Annotated in this window: 19 protein-coding genes; 14 read left to right on the forward strand and 5 right to left on the reverse strand. The window is 38.0% G+C overall.

From position 1 onward, the window contains the following. Positions 1-12: 12 nt before the first annotated feature. The 5 genes from ACP8HH_RS05175 to ACP8HH_RS05195 all read left to right on the forward strand — a co-directional run bounded on the left by ACP8HH_RS05175 (position 13) and on the right by ACP8HH_RS05195 (position 4,421). Positions 13-1,887, forward strand: coding sequence for a cytochrome c oxidase subunit I (locus tag ACP8HH_RS05175; protein ID WP_438316805.1), 1,875 nt, complete (start codon positions 13-15; stop codon positions 1,885-1,887). Beyond that, positions 1,887-2,513, forward strand: a complete 627-nt coding sequence (locus ACP8HH_RS05180; protein ID WP_438316808.1) for a cytochrome c oxidase subunit 3 — start codon at positions 1,887-1,889, stop codon at positions 2,511-2,513. The genes ACP8HH_RS05175 and ACP8HH_RS05180 overlap by 1 nt, the downstream gene beginning before the upstream one ends. A 1-nt stretch (position 2,514) precedes the next feature. Next, on the forward strand, positions 2,515-2,862 hold the full coding sequence (locus tag ACP8HH_RS05185) for a cytochrome C oxidase subunit IV family protein (RefSeq protein WP_438316811.1): 348 nt from the start codon (positions 2,515-2,517) through the stop codon (positions 2,860-2,862). 143 nt (positions 2,863-3,005) lie between these two features. Further along, entirely contained in the window at positions 3,006-3,932 is a 927-nt protein-coding gene (ctaG, locus tag ACP8HH_RS05190) for a cytochrome c oxidase assembly factor CtaG (protein WP_438316814.1), read from the forward strand. A gap of 27 nt (positions 3,933-3,959) precedes the next feature. Then, a complete protein-coding gene (locus ACP8HH_RS05195; RefSeq protein WP_438316817.1) occupies positions 3,960-4,421 on the forward strand; it encodes a DUF420 domain-containing protein in 462 nt (153 codons plus the stop codon). A 38-nt stretch (positions 4,422-4,459) separates the two neighbouring features. On the opposite strand, the gene ytvI is transcribed toward ACP8HH_RS05195, so the two are convergent. Then, positions 4,460-5,518: a sporulation integral membrane protein YtvI gene (gene ytvI / locus ACP8HH_RS05200; protein WP_438316820.1), complete on the reverse strand. Its 1,059-nt coding sequence runs from the start codon at positions 5,516-5,518 to the stop codon at positions 4,460-4,462. Between the two features lie 105 nt (positions 5,519-5,623). Beyond that, the gene (locus tag ACP8HH_RS05205; RefSeq protein WP_438316823.1) at positions 5,624-5,989 is read right to left on the reverse strand and encodes a YugN family protein; all 366 of its coding nucleotides are present in this window, start codon (positions 5,987-5,989) and stop codon (positions 5,624-5,626) included. Between the two features lie 231 nt (positions 5,990-6,220). Between ACP8HH_RS05205 and ACP8HH_RS05210 the strand changes: the two genes are divergently transcribed. After that, positions 6,221-7,294 carry a CAP domain-containing protein gene (locus ACP8HH_RS05210; RefSeq protein WP_438316826.1) on the forward strand — a complete coding sequence of 358 codons (1,074 nt, stop codon included), beginning with the start codon at positions 6,221-6,223 and terminating at the stop codon, positions 7,292-7,294. A 7-nt stretch (positions 7,295-7,301) separates the two neighbouring features. Here ACP8HH_RS05210 and ACP8HH_RS05215 read toward each other — a convergent pair whose 3' ends face one another. Further along, positions 7,302-8,060, reverse strand: coding sequence for an amino acid kinase family protein (locus tag ACP8HH_RS05215; RefSeq protein ID WP_438316829.1), 759 nt, complete (start codon positions 8,058-8,060; stop codon positions 7,302-7,304). 62 nt (positions 8,061-8,122) lie between these two features. On the opposite strand from ACP8HH_RS05215, the gene ACP8HH_RS05220 reads away from it, so the two are divergent. From ACP8HH_RS05220 to ACP8HH_RS05235, 4 genes are all read left to right on the forward strand, one after another. Beyond that, positions 8,123-9,637, forward strand: a complete 1,515-nt coding sequence (locus ACP8HH_RS05220) for a UDP-N-acetylmuramoyl-L-alanyl-D-glutamate--2,6-diaminopimelate ligase (protein WP_438316833.1) — start codon at positions 8,123-8,125, stop codon at positions 9,635-9,637. 35 nt (positions 9,638-9,672) lie between these two features. Next, positions 9,673-10,116: a YlbF family regulator gene (locus ACP8HH_RS05225; RefSeq protein WP_438316836.1), complete on the forward strand. Its 444-nt coding sequence runs from the start codon at positions 9,673-9,675 to the stop codon at positions 10,114-10,116. Between the two features lie 760 nt (positions 10,117-10,876). Beyond that, the gene (locus ACP8HH_RS05230; protein WP_438316838.1) at positions 10,877-11,209 is read left to right on the forward strand and encodes a MazG nucleotide pyrophosphohydrolase domain-containing protein; all 333 of its coding nucleotides are present in this window, start codon (positions 10,877-10,879) and stop codon (positions 11,207-11,209) included. A gap of 127 nt (positions 11,210-11,336) precedes the next feature. Next, positions 11,337-11,651 (forward strand): hypothetical protein, encoded by a 315-nt coding sequence (locus tag ACP8HH_RS05235; RefSeq protein ID WP_438316840.1) that lies wholly within the window; start codon positions 11,337-11,339, stop codon positions 11,649-11,651. A gap of 534 nt (positions 11,652-12,185) precedes the next feature. On the opposite strand, the gene ACP8HH_RS05240 is transcribed toward ACP8HH_RS05235, so the two are convergent. Continuing rightward, positions 12,186-13,097: a glycerophosphodiester phosphodiesterase family protein gene (locus ACP8HH_RS05240; RefSeq protein WP_438316842.1), complete on the reverse strand. Its 912-nt coding sequence runs from the start codon at positions 13,095-13,097 to the stop codon at positions 12,186-12,188. A 134-nt stretch (positions 13,098-13,231) separates the two neighbouring features. On the opposite strand from ACP8HH_RS05240, the gene ACP8HH_RS05245 reads away from it, so the two are divergent. From ACP8HH_RS05245 to coaD, 4 genes are read left to right on the forward strand one after another with little or no spacing between them, the layout of a single operon-like run. Further along, positions 13,232-13,504 (forward strand): YlbG family protein, encoded by a 273-nt coding sequence (locus tag ACP8HH_RS05245; RefSeq protein WP_438316845.1) that lies wholly within the window; start codon positions 13,232-13,234, stop codon positions 13,502-13,504. Between the two features lie 39 nt (positions 13,505-13,543). Further along, complete coding sequence (locus tag ACP8HH_RS05250) at positions 13,544-14,986, forward strand: hypothetical protein (RefSeq protein WP_438316847.1); 1,443 nt, start codon at positions 13,544-13,546, stop codon at positions 14,984-14,986. Further along, the gene (gene rsmD, locus ACP8HH_RS05255) at positions 14,983-15,531 is read left to right on the forward strand and encodes a 16S rRNA (guanine(966)-N(2))-methyltransferase RsmD (protein WP_438316851.1); all 549 of its coding nucleotides are present in this window, start codon (positions 14,983-14,985) and stop codon (positions 15,529-15,531) included. Before ACP8HH_RS05250 ends, rsmD begins: the two co-directional genes overlap by 4 nt. 10 nt (positions 15,532-15,541) lie before the next feature. Further along, positions 15,542-16,024 (forward strand): pantetheine-phosphate adenylyltransferase, encoded by a 483-nt coding sequence (coaD, locus tag ACP8HH_RS05260; RefSeq protein WP_438316854.1) that lies wholly within the window; start codon positions 15,542-15,544, stop codon positions 16,022-16,024. A gap of 46 nt (positions 16,025-16,070) precedes the next feature. On the opposite strand, the gene ACP8HH_RS05265 is transcribed toward coaD, so the two are convergent. Next, positions 16,071-16,958 (reverse strand): hypothetical protein, encoded by an 888-nt coding sequence (locus tag ACP8HH_RS05265; RefSeq protein ID WP_438316857.1) that lies wholly within the window; start codon positions 16,956-16,958, stop codon positions 16,071-16,073. Positions 16,959-17,056: the final 98 nt, after the last annotated feature.

Consider the following 17,056-nt stretch of genomic DNA (forward strand, 5'->3'; position numbering starts at 1 on the left):
GGAGGTTACAAAGTGAGTTCAGTTGCTCAAAAAAGAAGTTTTGGCGCGGCATTATGGGATTGGCTAACAACAGTCGACCATAAGAAAATTGGAATCCTTTATCTCCTTGGTGGAGGATTCTTCTTCGTAGTCGGTGGAATAGAAGCAATGATTATTCGTTTTCAGCTCCTTACACCGAACAACGATCTAATTAGTGCTGGAACTTTTAACGAAATGATTACCATGCATGGTACCACAATGATTTTCTTAGCGGCCATGCCTATATTAATTGGATTTATGAACGTCGTAATGCCACTCCAAATTGGAGCACGTGACGTTGCGTTTCCATTCTTAAACTCATTAGGTTTTTGGATGTTCTTCTTTGGTGGAGTATTTCTAAACTTGTCATGGTTCATCGGACAAGTGCCTGATGCAGGTTGGACTTCATACGCATCACTTTCACTTATATCCGATGGACATGGTGTTGACTTTTATGCAATTGGTCTTCAAATTGCAGGTGGGGGTACCCTTATGGGGGGGATTAACTTCCTCGTAACGATAATTAACATGCGTGCTCCGGGAATGACGTATATGCGTATGCCATTATTCACATGGACTACTTTTGTCGCTTCAGCGATGATTCTGTTCGCATTCCCACCACTTACAATCGGTCTATTCTTCTTAACATTTGATCGAATGTTCGGCGGTAATTTCTTTGACCATACTATGGGTGGTAACACTATTATCTGGGAGCATATATTCTGGATTTTCGGTCACCCTGAAGTGTATATATTGATTTTACCTGCATTCGGTATTTTCTCGGAAATATTCTCGATTTTCTCACGCAAACGTCTCTTTGGATATCCATCGATGGTATTTGCTACTGTTTTAATCGGTTTCCTTGGATTTATGGTATGGGCTCACCATATGTTTACAGTAGGTCTTGGACCAACTGCAAACGCCATTTTCTCAGTTGCAACGATGGCAATTGCTGTCCCAACAGGAGTTAAGATATTTAACTGGCTACTCACAATGTGGGGCGGTAGTATTAAATTAACGGTACCAATGCTTTACGCGATTGCATTTATTCCAACGTTTATTATGGGTGGAGTAACTGGTGTAATGCTTGGAACGGCACCACTGGATTACCAATTACACGACTCATACTTTGTCGTAGCGCACTTCCACTATGTAATTGTAGGAGGAACAGTTCTTGGTATTCTTGCAGGAGTACACTTATATTGGCCGAAAATGTTCGGTACAATGTTGAGTGAAGGTTTAGGTAAAATCACATTTTGGTTCTTCCTAGTTGGTTTCCATTTAACATTTCTAATTCAGCACTGGTTAGGTCTTTGGGGTATGCCACGTCGTGTCTTCACGTATATGGACGGACAAGGTTGGAACTCAGGAAACTTCATCAGTACAATGGGTGCCGTGTTAATGGCAATTGGAGTAACTGTACTTGTGTATAACATTATTATTACTCAAATTAAAAACGTTCGTGTTGCAAATGATCCATGGGGTGATGGTCGTACACTTGAATGGGCGATTGAGTCGCCACCAGTGTATTACAACTTTGCACAGACGCCACTTGTGCGTGGACTTGATACGGTATGGATTGAAAAGTTAGAAGGTAATGAATCAGGAATAACACCTGCAGAACCTATTCAAGATATTCATATGCCAAACGGTTCAATTATTCCATTCATTTTAAGTATGGGATTATTCGTTACAGGTTTTGGTGTGATGTTCAGAACTGAACAAGCATGGGGTCTTCCAGTTCTAATTGGTGGTCTTCTATGGGTGTTTATAGCAATGGCAGTTCGTTCATTGCAAGATGATACAGGTTATTATGTTACAAAAGAAGAAATTTTAAGAGATTTAAAGCGTAAAGGGGGACAAAAATAATGGATTTGAATAAGAAATTCACCCCTGAGACGTGGCCGGATCATCCGGAAAAAGCAACACTTGAAGCAAAAAATAAGTTCGTCGGATTCTGGCTCTTCCTTGGTGGAGAGACAATTTTATTCGCAACACTTTTTGCTACCTATCTTGCTTTGAAAAATAAAGGCCCGAGTGGTATGGAACATACTACCCAAACGCTTTATCAATTACCGCTTGTTTTTGTAATGACAATGCTTCTACTTACATCGTCATTAACAAGTGTGTACGCAATGTATCATATGAAAAATTACAATTTCAAAAAGATGCAACTTTGGTTAGCAGTTACTGCTTTCCTTGGTCTTGGCTTCCTAATGTTTGAAGTGTATGAATTCTATCACTACGTACAAGAAGGCTTTACATTCGGTAGCAGTGCATTTAGTTCGTCGTTCTATACACTTGTAGGAGCTCACGGATTCCACGTTGCAATAGGTCTAGTGTGGATCACACTTCTAATTTACCGTAACTCTAAACGTGGACTGAATTTGTATAATGCGACGAAATATTATACATTTTCTTTATACTGGCACTTTATTGACGTCGTATGGGTATTTATCTTCACTGTAGTCTATTTGATGGGAGTGATAGGTTAATATGTCGAGCATCGATATTTATCAAAAATCACCTGTTGAAATGGAACTTGGACAGAGACGTGCTAGAAAGTCTATGCGAAATCAAATAATGATGTTCTCATTAATGATTTTCTTAACACTAATCTCGTTTACAATGGTCGTGGCATATAACTCAGACGTAATCGGATTTTCGAGTTACTTCGTTATGCCCACACTAATGTTGTTTGCGGGAGTTCAAGTAGCTTTACAATTGTACTATTTCATGCATATGAACGAAAAAGGTCATGGTACTGCTATGATGTTCATGTATGTTGGTGCTTTTCTAGCTTTCCTAGTTGTTTTAACATTTCTTACAATCGTTTGGTGGTAAGAAATTAATATTGAAAAGCCTGTGGAATCTATACTTTTCCACAGGCTTTTCCTATTATATTTAATAAAGTCATACTTCGTACATTGAGTTCATAGGCAATTCGTTTTATACTAGAAGTAGTCATAATTGAAGGAGAGATAGCATTGATACCATTAAGCATTTTCGGATTTCGCGCACTATGGAGTCCATGGTTTTTCTTAGCATTAGCTGCTCTGGTTGTAGTCTATTTTCTACTTACAGTTAAGTGGAAAAATCGTTTTGAAGGTTCCGCTCCTCTTACGCGTAGACATATTAACTATTTCCTCAGTGGAATGATTTTACTATACATTATTAAAGGGTCTCCGGTTGACTTATTAGGCCATATCTTGTTTTCGGTGCATATGGTACAAATGGCTTTATTACTTCTTGTAGTAGCACCATTTTTAATAATTGGTATTCCGAACTGGATGTGGAAGAAAGTATTTGATATCAAATTGCTGAATACGATTATATCTTTATTTACTAAACCGGTAATTAGCTTATTGGTTTTCACCATTATGTTTTCGCTCTATCACTATCCAATTATTTTGGATACAGTGAAATTAAGCGTTACATTGCATTCGGTTTTTACAATCAGTTTATTTATAGCGGCATTCTTTCTTTGGTGGCCTATAGTGAATACAGTTGAAGGGCAACCTCGGCTTCACGGTTTAAAGAAGATTGGTTACGTTATGTTGAGCGCTATACTCATTACACCAGCTTGTACATTGATTATTTTCGTTGATGTACCTGTTTATGAAACCTACACATCTGGTGAGGCTTGGTTAAAGGCAATGGCTCTTTGTGTTCCGGCAAGCACATTATCTGGATTGTCAGGACTTGGAATTTCAGGGCCTGAACTGTTTACAAATATACCGTCACTAGAGGATCAGCAATTGGGTGGTATTCTAATGAAAGTCATGCAGGAACTGATTTATGTAGTAATTATTGGAAAGATATTCATCAATTGGTACAAAGATGAACAAGAAAATGCAGATGAAATTACAAAGAAAGAATTATTAATGCGTAAAAATCTTACGATGCATGGATAATTTCTTTGGGGAAAGAGGTTTTATCTAATGGCTGTGCCGTTTCTACCAACACTTAGCACATTTTTTATAATCCTATCTGCGGTCTTAGTAGCAATTGGATGGTACTTAATTGTCAAAAAGAATGTTGAAGCTCATAAAAAAACGATGCTTGCCGCTGCTGTTGCAGCACTTCTGTTTTTAATTATTTATGTATCACGGACAATTTTGGTAGGGAATACATCTTTCGGAGGACCGGATCATTTAAAAATTTATTATACGATTTTCCTCATATTCCATATCGCCTTAGCGACAACTGGAGCAGTTTTTGGTGTTGTTACGATTCGGGCTGGACTGAAAAACAATTTAGTGAAGCATCGGAAGCTTGGTCCAATAACAAGTGTTATTTGGTTTTTTACAGCAATTACAGGAGTTGCTGTTTATCTACTGTTATATGTGTTTTACAAAGGCGGAGAAGTAACGTCGATGTTCAGAGCTATTTTAGGGTTTTAAAAAAAATGCTTCCGCTGAGTAGATGCGGGAGCATTTTTTTATATTTTGAAATCTAGTTTTATTATTCCAGCTTCGCGTGCGGTTGTGAAAAGGATTACAACGAGTGGACCTATGAAGAACCCAAGAAAACCAATGAGCTTCAAACCGATGAACATTGCGATAAGCGTAGGAAGCGGTGAGAGTCCGATATGAGACCCCATTACTTTCGGCTCAACAATCCTGCGGATAAGTAGTAAGACGACTGCTAGGATAGCTAATTGCGTCCCAGTGGACACATCACCGCTTATGAAGTGATAGAGAGCCCAAGGAGCAAGTATAATAATCGATCCAAGTATCGGAATGACATCAATAACCCATATGACGAGCGACATGACTACTGCATATTTCGGTGCCACAATAAGTAGGCCGACAAATGCAACGGCGAGAATGATGAAACTTACGAGTAGTTGAGCTTTCATAAAGCCAATTAATACAGCATTCAAACGCGTAACCATAATGCGTACCTTTTCTGCTGTGGATTCCGTAAAGCGTCTAAATAACATAAATTTCAGATTGGGTAATTCCAGCATGAATAAGAAAAGAGCTATTATATAAACAATTAGACTTACTAGTAGATTTGGTATATCTGATGCGAATAGAAGAATTTGTTCAGGGCTTAGAATGTGCAGTATTGATTCTCTCATGGAATATAAAACAGTGTTTGATTCCCTTTGGATGGAATTAACAACTTCAATAGGTAAACCAGATGTATATTGAAACATCTTGGTTTGTACATCAATCCACATTCCTGATAATTTATTGAAAAGTTCAGGTGCTTGTTCAGCGAAACCAATTATTTTACCAATAAGTTTATTAACTGTAAAATAAAGAATAGATGAAATAAGCACTAGAATAAACATGAAGACAGATATAACAGCAACTTTTCTTTTCCATTTTAACTTTTCTTCCGCAAGTTGAACAAGTGGATCGATGAGCAAGGCGGTTAATAGAGCTAAAATGATTGGTACTGAAACAGGAATGATATATATAATAATTAAGATGATGATTACAATGCTAAGTGCTATGATAAAGTTGCGCTTTGTAAGCCATTTTGACACAAATCATTCCTCCATTACTTTTCCATTTTAATGATAACCAAAAGTTTTGGCTAAGACTGTTAAAAAAAACCGAAGAACATAGGGTTCTCCGGTCTGGAAACAATATTACTTTTTTGTATTGTATGGTAGTAAAGATTCGTTTACTAATTTTAGTGTTGCATTACAGTCTTTTATTAGAGTTTCAGGGAAATATTCTCCCTCGCCATATTCTACACCGTGCGGATAATAGTGTTTACCTATCACTGGTTTTTTTAGAATCATCATTGCGTCACGTGTATCGACGTCTCCATCTGTAGTATAGCCAAAAACACGTAAATAAAATGTGCCTTCTTTAATAACATATTTTTTGTCATATGTTACTCGCTCATAGTCCCACTGACCGGCACGAACAAGATCATGTTTCATCATTATTTCATCAATTACAGATAAATCGGCAACGATATTTTCAATGCCTGTATTTTCAATATACATGGTACGTATCCTCCTTCAATCTATCTTCCAATTAATTTCCCTATACCTATTCATAATAGAACAAATCAACAATAGTTGCAATGGCAACATTGTGTCATAAGCAAACGGAGGATAATTCTAATCCATGTTCATTAAATGTATAAAGTGTCAAAATAAAGGGTCCTACAATGCATTAATAGTGTCGATAAAATTTTTACTATCTATAATTATAGTTGAGAGTAGGTGAGAAAGTTGAAAGGGTTTTTGAAAGTTGGCGTTGTTCTTATTGTGTTACTCTTGGTCTTTTATTATACAGATGATCGGGTAAAAGAAAATAAGCTATTGGAGTCATTACCAAAGCAAGTTACAGCTATACCAGAGCAAAATGAGGGTGTAGGTGCACCAATTACGCAAACGTCGCGCCCAGCACAAGGATTTTCTACATATGTCGGAAAAAGCACGGATGAACTAATAGAACAAATGGGAGAGCCAGATAGAATTGAGCCGTCAAGTTATGGATATAACTGGTGGATATATTTTAAGGAAGGTAACTTCATGGCGGGTGTTACGAATGAAGGGCAAGTTAATCAAATATTCACATCAAATCTTTTGTCAGATGTAACACCATTTACGATTGGGCAAAGTGTGAAAGATATTTATCGATTTACGATTGTTGAATCGGAAGTTAATATTACGATAGACAACAACATTTATACTTTTTCATTAAATGGCGAGGATCAGAAAAATCGTTTATTAATTATTTATAAGGACTTATATGCACAACTTTATGTTGATCAAGTGGATGGTGTTTTAGAAGGAGTTCGATTTATCGACCCTGAAACGCTTGTCCTTCATCAACCGTACGATATGACATTTACGGGAGAAATGCTTGTGCCACATGTACCTTCTTCGACGGTCCAAGTGGAAGTAGACAGAGCGGCAGAGCGGCAGATATTTGAGTTAACAAATAGTTATCGAACTAAGCGTAATATACCTGAACTAGAAATGGATTATCGGCTAAAAGTTGTTGCACAAAAGCATAGTAAAGATTTGATGCTCGGCAGTTATTCTTCTTCTCTGGCACTTGAACCTGAGAATTTAACAAATCGATTGAAAGAAGCTGGGATAGATCAAAAAAGAGCGGGAGAAAATATTGCTTCAAATTACGTGGATGCAATTGAAGTAGTCCATGGTTGGTTAAATTCTTCCGCCCACCGAAAAGTGATGTTGGACAAATACTTTACACATATAGGAACGGGTGCTTATGGAAAAGTGTACACTGAAAGCTTAATACTTAAGAACAATTATGATGACCGTAGAAAATAAACTTGTTTTACGGAACAATCCAAGTTCCATCTTCAGTTCCGGCGATGCCTCGTATATAAAGGGGCATCGCTTTTATTTTTGCATAAAGTGCAGCGCGTTTTTGAATAATGGGATTTGGCGTATTAAGATGTAAAAGGAATTCGTCTAGTTTAAGCACGTCTATCTTTTTTGTATCATTTGTTAAACTAGGGTCACTCGTCATTACTCCGGGAACGTCTTTAAAAAATTCAGTATGGGACGCATTTATTGCTGCTGCTAATGCAACGGCTGTCAAATCACTACCGCCTCTACCTAGAGTCATTACATTGCCTTTTGTATTTACTCCTTGAAAACCAGGAATGATGATGCAATCCATTTCTTGAAGATGCGTATTTATATCCGATGGATCAAGATGAACTATTTCTGCATCACCATATTCACCAGCTGTTAAAATACCAGCCCGTTTACCATGTAAAACGGTTGTATTGATTTTGTAGCTATTTAGTTCAGCGGATAAAACTGCAGCCGCTATGAGCTCTCCACAAGACGCTATTAAGTCCCTTGCAACTTTGTCAGCGTCAAAGGCCTTCGATAAACTTAAGAGTGTATCTGTAGCGTAGGGGTCGCCTTTTCGACCAATTGCCGAGACAACTATCACAACTTTTCCGTGTTCTTGAATACCAGTCTTTATGTGTTCAATACATTTCCTTCTTGTTGCTTCATCTTTCATTGCAATACCGCCGTATTTTTGAACAATCATCAAGGCTCCCAACTTTCTTCGTGACATTCGCTAAACTTTTCTCATACGATAAAGTAGGTTCGCTCTCAATATATTCGCTAGGAAATAAAATGTTCGGGAAGGAGAGAGTGGTGCTACTTATATCTGAACTTCTTAAAGACTGGCCGTGTACAGTTGTCGGGGATAAACTTGGCGTATTCGTTAGTGGAATTACGGAGCACTCAGCAAATGTCAAACAAGGATTTATTTTTGTTGTTAGAAAGGGAGCAAGTGTAGACGGGGCATGCTATATCAAAGAAGCTATCGAAGGGGGTGCGGTAGCTATTGTAATGGATAGATCTCTTAATAATTGTCAAACAATTGGGATTCCTATTATAACCGTTCCGGATAGTCGCCGATTTTTGTCTTACGCGTGTGCAAGGTTTGCTGGAAATCCATCCGAACAATTATCGGTTATTGCGGTAACCGGAACAAATGGGAAGACTACAGTAACACATTTTGTAGGGCAAATATTAAACCGATTAGGTGTTCGTACTGCAGTAATTGGAACTACTGGTATCTTTATCGATGGGAAAAAGATTGACTACAAGGCACCCGATATGACTACATTACCTGTGGAATTCTTTCAACCGCTGCTCAGGAAATGCTTGGATGACGGTGTAACTCATATCGTTTTAGAGGCTTCCTCGCTCGGTTTATCAACAGGTAGATTGGACCACTGCGAAATTGATATCGGTGTTCTTCTGAACATTGGCACCGATCACATAAGTGAGCATGGTGGAACATCCAATTATATTAACGCCAAAAAGAAGTTGGTGGATAAATCGAAAATATTTATTGCAAATAGAGATGATGAGGTATGCGTAAAGATGACTGAGTCTATTGCGAATAAATGTATTTATTTTGGCACACATTCATTATCGGATATTCGCGTCTTAAGAGAAGAGAACTTGCAATTAATCTATCGAAATGAAAAAAGGGATTTCCCTTTATCCGTACCAGGTCAATTTAATGAACTCAATTCAGCTGCTGCGATTACAGTTCTTTTAGAGTTGGGTTTTGAACTTGAAAATATTATGAAGTATGTAAGTGAACTTATGCTTCCCGAAGGAAGACTGCAATGTTTTGAGCAAGATGGAATTACAGTTTATGTTGATTTTGCACATACTCCTGATGCGATTGAAGCAGTTCTTCTCTCGCTTTTGGGCATTTGTAAAGGCAAGCTTATTACTGTTTTTGGATGCGGAGGAAATCGAGATAAGGGAAAAAGAGCGCAAATGGGAACAATAGCCTCTCTCTATTCTTCGCATGTAATTGTTACGTCAGATAATCCGCGTAGCGAAGACCCGCATTTAATTATAAATGATATTATACAAGGATTTCATGACGATTTTAATGGGGTTGAAGTGGAACCCGATCGAAGACATGCGATTCATATGGCGATAGCTCTTGCTTTGGATGGGGATATTGTTTTAATTGCTGGAAAAGGTCATGAGAAAACACAACAAACATCAGATGGCGTATTTTTATTTTCAGATCAAGAAGAGGCGAAAAAGGCATTATTTCATAGACAAGTGAATCAAGGGCGGAATTTATTGTCCAATCAATTCACGGATGTAAACTAATCTGTTATGATAGAAGGGAACGGAGGGGTTGCGTTTTGCTGATGACCGATGAATGGGTTACCATCCTTGAACATGCGGAGGAACTTACTGAAATTCTTCTTTCCTCGGATGTCGTAATCAGTTATCGAAATGCACATACAAACGTTTATTCAGATTCTAAACTTGCGAAATCGATTCAAGAGTTTACTGAGATGAAGGAACGTTATGAAGAAGTCCAACGATTCGGTAGATATCATCCGGATTATAATATAGTAATGAAGAGTATTCGAGTACAGAAACGAGAACTGGATATGAATGAACATGTTGCGGCACTTCGAATTGCTGAAAATGATGTACAGCACTTGTTTGATGAGGTAGGTTCAATCGTTGCAAGGTCTGTGTCTGAATCGGTTAAGGTTCCAGCCGGCAGTGCGTTTTTCTCGGATTCATCTTGTGGTACTGGATGTGGAACTGGTGGAGGTTGTTCCTGTTCTGCATAAGGTACAACATCATTTGGGCCAAAATAAAAAACAATCTCACCATTTACATTTGGTGGGATTGTTTTTTTGTATTGTTCTTGTTTAAGTGAAGTTTGTGAAAAGGTTTAGCTAAGCATCCCGTTGCTTTCCGTTCCAGGCGGACGCGTTCCACTAGCGAAGAATATAAACCATTCTTCTTTGGGCCGGGCGGCGAGCCTCCTCGGTCGCTTCGCTCCACTGCGGGGTCTCGCCTGTCCCGCTTTATCCCGCTGGAGTCGCCGCCTTGCACTCCAAGCAACTAAGATTGCAACTAAAATGCGATTGAAGATATACAGAAATTGTTAATACCGTAAAATGTTCAAGAATAAAAATATACTGCTTCAGAATGTAATCGTTTTTTATCATTTTTCTAAAAAGAGGGGTTAGTCTATTTTTATAACGGGTTCTCTTCAGAGGTGCAAAACGTTAAAAAACATATGAAAAGGGACGCAAAACCGCAATGGTTTTGGTCCCTTCTTTTTTTGTTGTTATAACGGGGTTTAGGCTGTAAATACTCCTTTTTCGTGCAGCTATTAACAGGCTATTTGGTGACCTTACAATAGGTGGTGTAAGGCTACCAGTTGGCTTACCACTATAAGTGCCTTGAAGTAATTTAAGTATTTCGAAGGTTTCGTTCGGTACCTCTGGTATAATAGAGACTAGGAATGGAATTTGATACTTAAACAAACGGGCCATTTTGTCGCATAATAAATAAGAATGAAATTAAAAAATGAGGGGTAATATGAAGCAATTAACGTTTCATGAGTTACAGAACTATCTAGCATTAAAATACAAAGAAGGACATACTTCAACTGCGTTGTTTATGAAACTAGTAGAAGAAATTGGCGAGGTAGCAGAGGTACTAAACAAATTAGAGGGACGAAAGAAAAATACAGAAGACACTTCTTTAGAAAACGAGTTAGTTGATGTTATACATTATGCAGTGGCTATTGCGGGCATAAATAATATTGATTTAACAAGTGCCATTATTAATAAGGATAAGCAAGCCGCAATTAAATATAACCAATCCCCCAATTTAGAGGAATTTATAGCAGTACAAAATAAAAAAGATTAGCGTTAAAAGTTCCAGAAACGGGTGCGATTGTAGTGTAAACGATTGCGTCCAAATCACGTAAACTGGCCATTTTGTTTAAAGGAATGTGTGAAATTGAATCAAATTAATAAGTAGAAGGAGATTCTTTATGGGGTTAGTCACGGTAATTATGAGTGCTACACTGCCGCTTATAGTAGTGGGGGCGATTGGTGTATTTGTAATTAATAGGCTTGAATATATACATAAACAAGGCAACCTAGATAAGAAAAAATCAAGGCTTGCCCAAGATTTATTAGATAGTTTGATACCATTGGGATTGCTTTTTGGTTGTGCTATCGGAATAACTTTCAGCATTTTTTTCTCTACTTCTTTGCTATTTACAATTAGTGTAGGATCTGGAATCGGCTTTTTATTTGGATATATTGCTTATGAAATTTACAGTAAGAAGGCAACTAGTAATTGATAATTAGCTATCTTCTTTAATCGGGTGCGATTGTTTAATAATTAATATCTAAAAGGATCTTGATGGGGTCCTTTTTTTATGGCGTCAGAAATTATATTGTTAGACGAAATTGAATTTTAAACTTCAATTATTCAATAGAAAAGCACCGCAAAGGCAGTGCTAATTGATGCTTTAATTCGATGCTATTTGTGATGCTAAACTGGATGTTATTTGCTTGTTTGCGCCTCTTAAGAGAACCCCTTACTATTTTTATTCCCCACTTTTTAGCTGATTGGAGTGCAGACGCAGTCTAAGTACGCGACGTCCTGTCGCAACGACTGCATAATCAACATCGTGTTGACCACGGCTCAAACACTCCAATGGGATTAGCGTGACATGCGAGACCCCACAGGAGCGTGGTTTTCGCGACGAGGAGGCTCGACGAGTGGCCCTAAGAAGAATGATTTTTATTCTTCGACAATGGAACGCGTCCGGTCGGAACGGAAATCAGCGGATTACAGGATTCTTAAGTTTTATATATATTGTACAAATTCTTTACTGACCTGCATTTTCTTGAACGATTTCCATTGCGAATGTGGGGCGGTCTGTGATGAAACCAGCGGCACCGGCATTTATGAGTCGTACGATTGAATCTCGTTCATTCACGTTATTGTAATAGACTGGAACGTTCAGTTGCGCAAGGAACTTTATGAAAACCTCTGTGTTCAGTGGGAAAATTCCAAGTTTTTCTGGAATAATAAATAAATCTGCACGTGGATTGTACAGGTGACCAAATTGACTTGTAAAAGCTGTGTATGCTTTTTTGACTTCATCATCGCCAGCACCTGTCGCAACGCGGCTTTGTGCATATAGGTTGAATCGGTCTGTTTGCTCGTCAAACACGCTTGTTACTACAATGCGGTCCTGAGCTCCTAGTTCTTCAATCAGTCTCCATAGTTTAGAAGGTATTAAACTTCCTTCATATGTTTCGGGAGAATCATTCAAGTTAATACTGATGAACATATGTGGGAATTCTTCTAAAAGTTCCTTTAGTGATAGGAGCTGTTCTTCTTTTTCGCGATAAGAAAAGTTGCCGTTTTCATCTTCAAATTTGCAGCCAGCATTCGCTTTTTTCAATTCATCCAATGTGAATTCCGATATTTTTCCAACTAGGTCGGTTGTACGATCAGCGTATTCATCATGGAAAACGAGAATTTCCTCATCTTTTGTGAGTCGAACGTCTACTGCAAATCCGTTTACACCAAGAGCTGCTGATTTTGAAAAGGCTGCCCTTGTGTTTTCCGGTGCTTCGAGAAGGCCCCCCCGATGTGCAAGTATAACTGTTTTATCAAATTCTAGAGCCTTTTTCCCTTCGCGGGGAATAGGTTTTACAACTGCTTTGGATGCTGCCCATGCTGCGATGCCAGCAGCGCCAAGCGTAAGTGCCACTTTAGTTTTTCTACCCATTATGGAACCTCCTCTTCGTTTTAGATGTGCTAACTTCATTATAGGGTAAAAGACGGGATGTGTCAGCTAAGGATTATGTTGCAGGCCTTTTCAGACTTATGGTATTGTATGGGTTAGGAAACGAGGGGAAATTTATGGTCGATCGTCAAGGAATTATCATTTATCTCCATCATCTAAGACAAGCAAAGTCTTTTAGGAAGTATGGTCATGTTCATTATATTTCTAGAAAAATGAAATATGTTGTCCTTTATTGCGATAAAGAAGATATAGATGTTGTCATTAACAAAGTAGAGAGACTTCCATCTGTAAAAAAGGTGTTGCCTTCTTACAAACCTTTAGTTAAAACACTTTATGAGAATGCAAAACCAGATAAAGCGAAAGAATACGATTATAAGACTGGACTTTAATAGTTTTTGTAAAATAATTCAACCTATGAGGTGTGGTAAGTGAAATTTATCGCAAGGACAGTTGTCCTTCTTCTCGTCGTTAATGGTTTGCTACTTTATATGCATTTTAGTCAATCTGGTAGGGCATCTGGTGAGGATATAAATGAACGCACGTATTCTCAAGAGATTGAAGTAACAAACCGTTTGGATGCACTCTATATTCGGCATCATTTTAGAGGTTTGACAGACGGGCGTTACGAAATTGTTTGGCCAGAGGTAAGTACCGATCGTTCTTGTTACGGAATAATCGAAACAGACTGCTCTAGACTAGATGAAAAAATGACTGCCTTAATTGAAGGAGAAGTGGACCAACAATCCATTTCGTATGTAATTCCAAAAAGTGAGCCCATGGGCAGTGCATACCTATTTAAAATGCCGTTTGTAGAACTTCATGGTGTTGGAGTGCGTTCAACGATTCTGCATTTGACGGATGAAACAGGAATCGGCGGGTTTTGGGTGAACGGTTTGGAACAGAAAGGTCATAAAAGTTTAGAGCTCATTGATTACTCATTGTTCCGCGGAAGTGGTAAGATTTCGGATCTTTATTGGCAAAATAATGTGCTGCCACTTGAGTATGCTGGTGAACATTTAACTGTTTACGGCGCAGTTGCAAATTTAGAAGCGCTTGAAGAGGCTGAAGACGCACTGAAAAGCGTCGATGCCGATTATTCAATCGTTGTAATCGACAAAGAAAAATCCGCTATCAATTCAAAACGTTTTTTTGTAACGGATCTTGTGAATGCAGATAGAATCGCAGACAGGTTTATTGTAAATAGTATGTATACTCGATTTGCGATACCTAATGGTCAATATATAATAGCGGAGTCCGTTGCCTCGAGCCTTATTGGGACAGGCATAGGTTCTAAAAAATCACAATCCCTTTATGACGAATTAACAAATGTTTTAAGTCCGAATGAAATGGAGTTATTCGTACAAAAGCTAAGAGCAAAAACAGGTGAATCAGTGGATGCTGAAATTTTAGATGAATTGATTGTTCAGGTAACTGGACTTGGAACTTCTTTTTTTAACAAGAACAATAATGATGAGACTCATATACATCCATTTCTATTTGAAGATGCTCGCGCGGTTCTTATTTCCGGAAAAAGTGCTCCTGGTGTAAAGGTAATTCTAAAAGATGGGAAAACACTTTATCCCATAGAAAAGATTCTTGGTCAAACAGGCTATGAAATTAGAAAGACCGATAGATCAATTTATATTGAAAATGAGGCAAGAAAGTTTCGATTTCCTTTAAAAGAACCTTTTTACGTATATAATGAGCGGAAGTTCGATCTTGTTTCGATTCCATTCGACGTGATTGATGATCAATTGTATTTTGAAGAAAGTTGGTTTATTCGCTTATTCCTTTTTGATATTGAAAAGAAGTCTGAGACAATTAACTTAGTCCCTAAAACAATATTTCCATACGAAGGAGGTGCAAAATGAGGATTATAGCGGGATCAAGAAAGGGCATTCCACTAAAGTCTTTGCCTGGAAATGAAACACGGCCGACTTCGGATAAAGTGAAAGAGTCAATTTTTAATCGTATAGGTCCTTATTTTGACGGTGGTATTGTTGTAGAATTGTTTGGCGGTAGCGGGGCACTCTCACTAGAAGCGCTGTCCCGCGGTGCTGATAAAGCAATTGTCTTTGAAAAAAATTCGAAAGCATGTTCAATTATTAAAGCGAATGCCGAAAAAACAAAATTTACAGATCAAGTACATATTGAACGAGCAGATGCCCGAAAAGCTGTAAGTCTGCTGAAAAAGCATGTTGTAAAAATTGATTACTTATTTATTGATCCACCTTATGCGGAAAAAGAATTTTATGAACTTGCGGGAACACTTGTAGAAGCGGGTCTCCTTTCCGATAACGCAGTTATTGTATGCGAACATGATAAAAAGTTAGAGTTACCGGATTCCTTTGATTCTTTTACTCGAGTAAATTGTTCGAATTACGGAAACAGTGCAGTATCCATATATAAGAAATGAGGTTACATAATTGTCTAAAATTGTTGTTGTACCCGGAAGTTTTGATCCAATCACAAATGGGCATCTTGATATTATTAAGCGTGCAGCAAAAGTATTTGGCGATGTCCGAGTTGCAGTAATGAATAATTCATCAAAGAACTCCCTTTTTTCAGTTGAAGAAAGAGTCGCTTTAATTAAAGAAGTGACTGCTTGTATTCCAAACGTAAAAGTAGAGACTTCTTCTGGACTCCTAATTGATTATGCGAAAAGTATCGGTGCTTCAGCAATTGTCCGAGGACTTCGAGCAGTATCCGACTTTGAGTACGAAATGCAAATTACATCTATGAACCGCGTACTTGACGAAAGTATCGAAACCTTTTTCATTATGACAAACAATCAATACTCTTTCCTTAGCTCGAGTATTGTTAAAGAAGTCGCGAAATACGGCGGAGAAATTTCAGTGCTTGTTCCAAAATCTGTTGAACTCGCTTTAAAAAAGAAATACAATCATTAACATAAGAGTTAAGGCGATTCAATTACAAGATATTGAATTGCCTTTTTTATAAAATTAAATAGAAGATAATAGGAACAAGAACAATGCTCCAAATTCTGCCCACCACATATGGAATCATCGAAATGTTTGATGATTTTGCAATTACAGCAACTTGCATATGAATACTGAGACCATTCATCGATAAAATCAAGGCGATAAGAATTGGGAAAATTTCGTATGTGCTGAAGTGATCTGTCGCAGATTGTACACCAATCGTCATTTCAAAGAATGCAAGAAGTGCTGTTGAGGCAATTCCCGTATCCACTTTAGTAGCTGTTGAAAGTACGTTTGCCAACACGGTACCAAGTGCAGAAAAGAAAATTACAGTTGTAGCTATTAAAGTGATGATTGTTGTACTGTCTTTAATCGCTTCAAGAAGCGGAATGCCATTAGTTTTTTTTGCTACAAGTATTTCTACTGTTTCTTTTTCATCTGAGTTTTTCAGTAGAAATAGTGTTAAAAAGAAAAAGAGTATATTTGCAATGTGTATTGAAATGAGTAATTTCCACCCAATGGTTACATCGCCAAGAAGTTCGGCACCAACGAATCCAAGCACAAACATAGGGCCTGGGGCATGACAGGCAGCGAGTAGGAATTCACTTTGTTTCTGTGTCAATTGATCGTTTTTTTTCATTTCAACAACAGTTACTGCACCAACAGGAAATCCGCCAAATGAACCGAGCACGAATGCTTTAACGAATCTTCTCCATAATGGACTTTTCGTAGATGAACTGGGCATTTTTAAAAGCCATTGGGTCAATATGATGTAAGGCAACAAATAAGGCAGGAGTGCATGTATGAATAGTTGCCCACCAGCCACCGCACCGTCGTGAGCAATGCCGGGTTGTATGATGAAAAGTATGATGAGACCCCATATAACTGCAATGTTTAGCATATAATCAAATTGTGCTTGTATGCATGTGTTCGAGTTCTCATGAATTTCGCTCCTTTCATCTTCTGTTTCATTCGGTTGAGTTAATTGATAATTCTTTA

It is taken from the genome of Sporosarcina sp. FA9, assembly GCF_051550205.1.
GTDB lineage: Bacteria > Bacillota > Bacilli > Bacillales_A > Planococcaceae > Sporosarcina.

Coding starts and splice junctions, on each gene's coding strand:
- ACP8HH_RS05180 (WP_438316808.1), top strand. CDS start 1,887: ATGGATTTGAATAAGAAATTCACCCCTGAGACGTGGCCGGATCATCCG.
- ACP8HH_RS05185 (WP_438316811.1), top strand. CDS start 2,515: ATGTCGAGCATCGATATTTATCAAAAATCACCTGTTGAAATGGAACTT.
- ACP8HH_RS05195 (WP_438316817.1), top strand. CDS start 3,960: ATGGCTGTGCCGTTTCTACCAACACTTAGCACATTTTTTATAATCCTA.
- ACP8HH_RS05205 (WP_438316823.1), bottom strand. CDS start 5,989: ATGTATATTGAAAATACAGGCATTGAAAATATCGTTGCCGATTTATCT.
- ACP8HH_RS05215 (WP_438316829.1), bottom strand. CDS start 8,060: ATGTCACGAAGAAAGTTGGGAGCCTTGATGATTGTTCAAAAATACGGC.
- ACP8HH_RS05220 (WP_438316833.1), top strand. CDS start 8,123: ATGTTCGGGAAGGAGAGAGTGGTGCTACTTATATCTGAACTTCTTAAA.
- ACP8HH_RS05230 (WP_438316838.1), top strand. CDS start 10,877: ATGAAGCAATTAACGTTTCATGAGTTACAGAACTATCTAGCATTAAAA.
- ACP8HH_RS05235 (WP_438316840.1), top strand. CDS start 11,337: ATGGGGTTAGTCACGGTAATTATGAGTGCTACACTGCCGCTTATAGTA.
- ACP8HH_RS05240 (WP_438316842.1), bottom strand. CDS start 13,097: ATGGGTAGAAAAACTAAAGTGGCACTTACGCTTGGCGCTGCTGGCATC.
- ACP8HH_RS05245 (WP_438316845.1), top strand. CDS start 13,232: ATGGTCGATCGTCAAGGAATTATCATTTATCTCCATCATCTAAGACAA.
- rsmD (WP_438316851.1), top strand. CDS start 14,983: ATGAGGATTATAGCGGGATCAAGAAAGGGCATTCCACTAAAGTCTTTG.
- ACP8HH_RS05265 (WP_438316857.1), bottom strand. CDS start 16,958: ATGCTAAACATTGCAGTTATATGGGGTCTCATCATACTTTTCATCATA.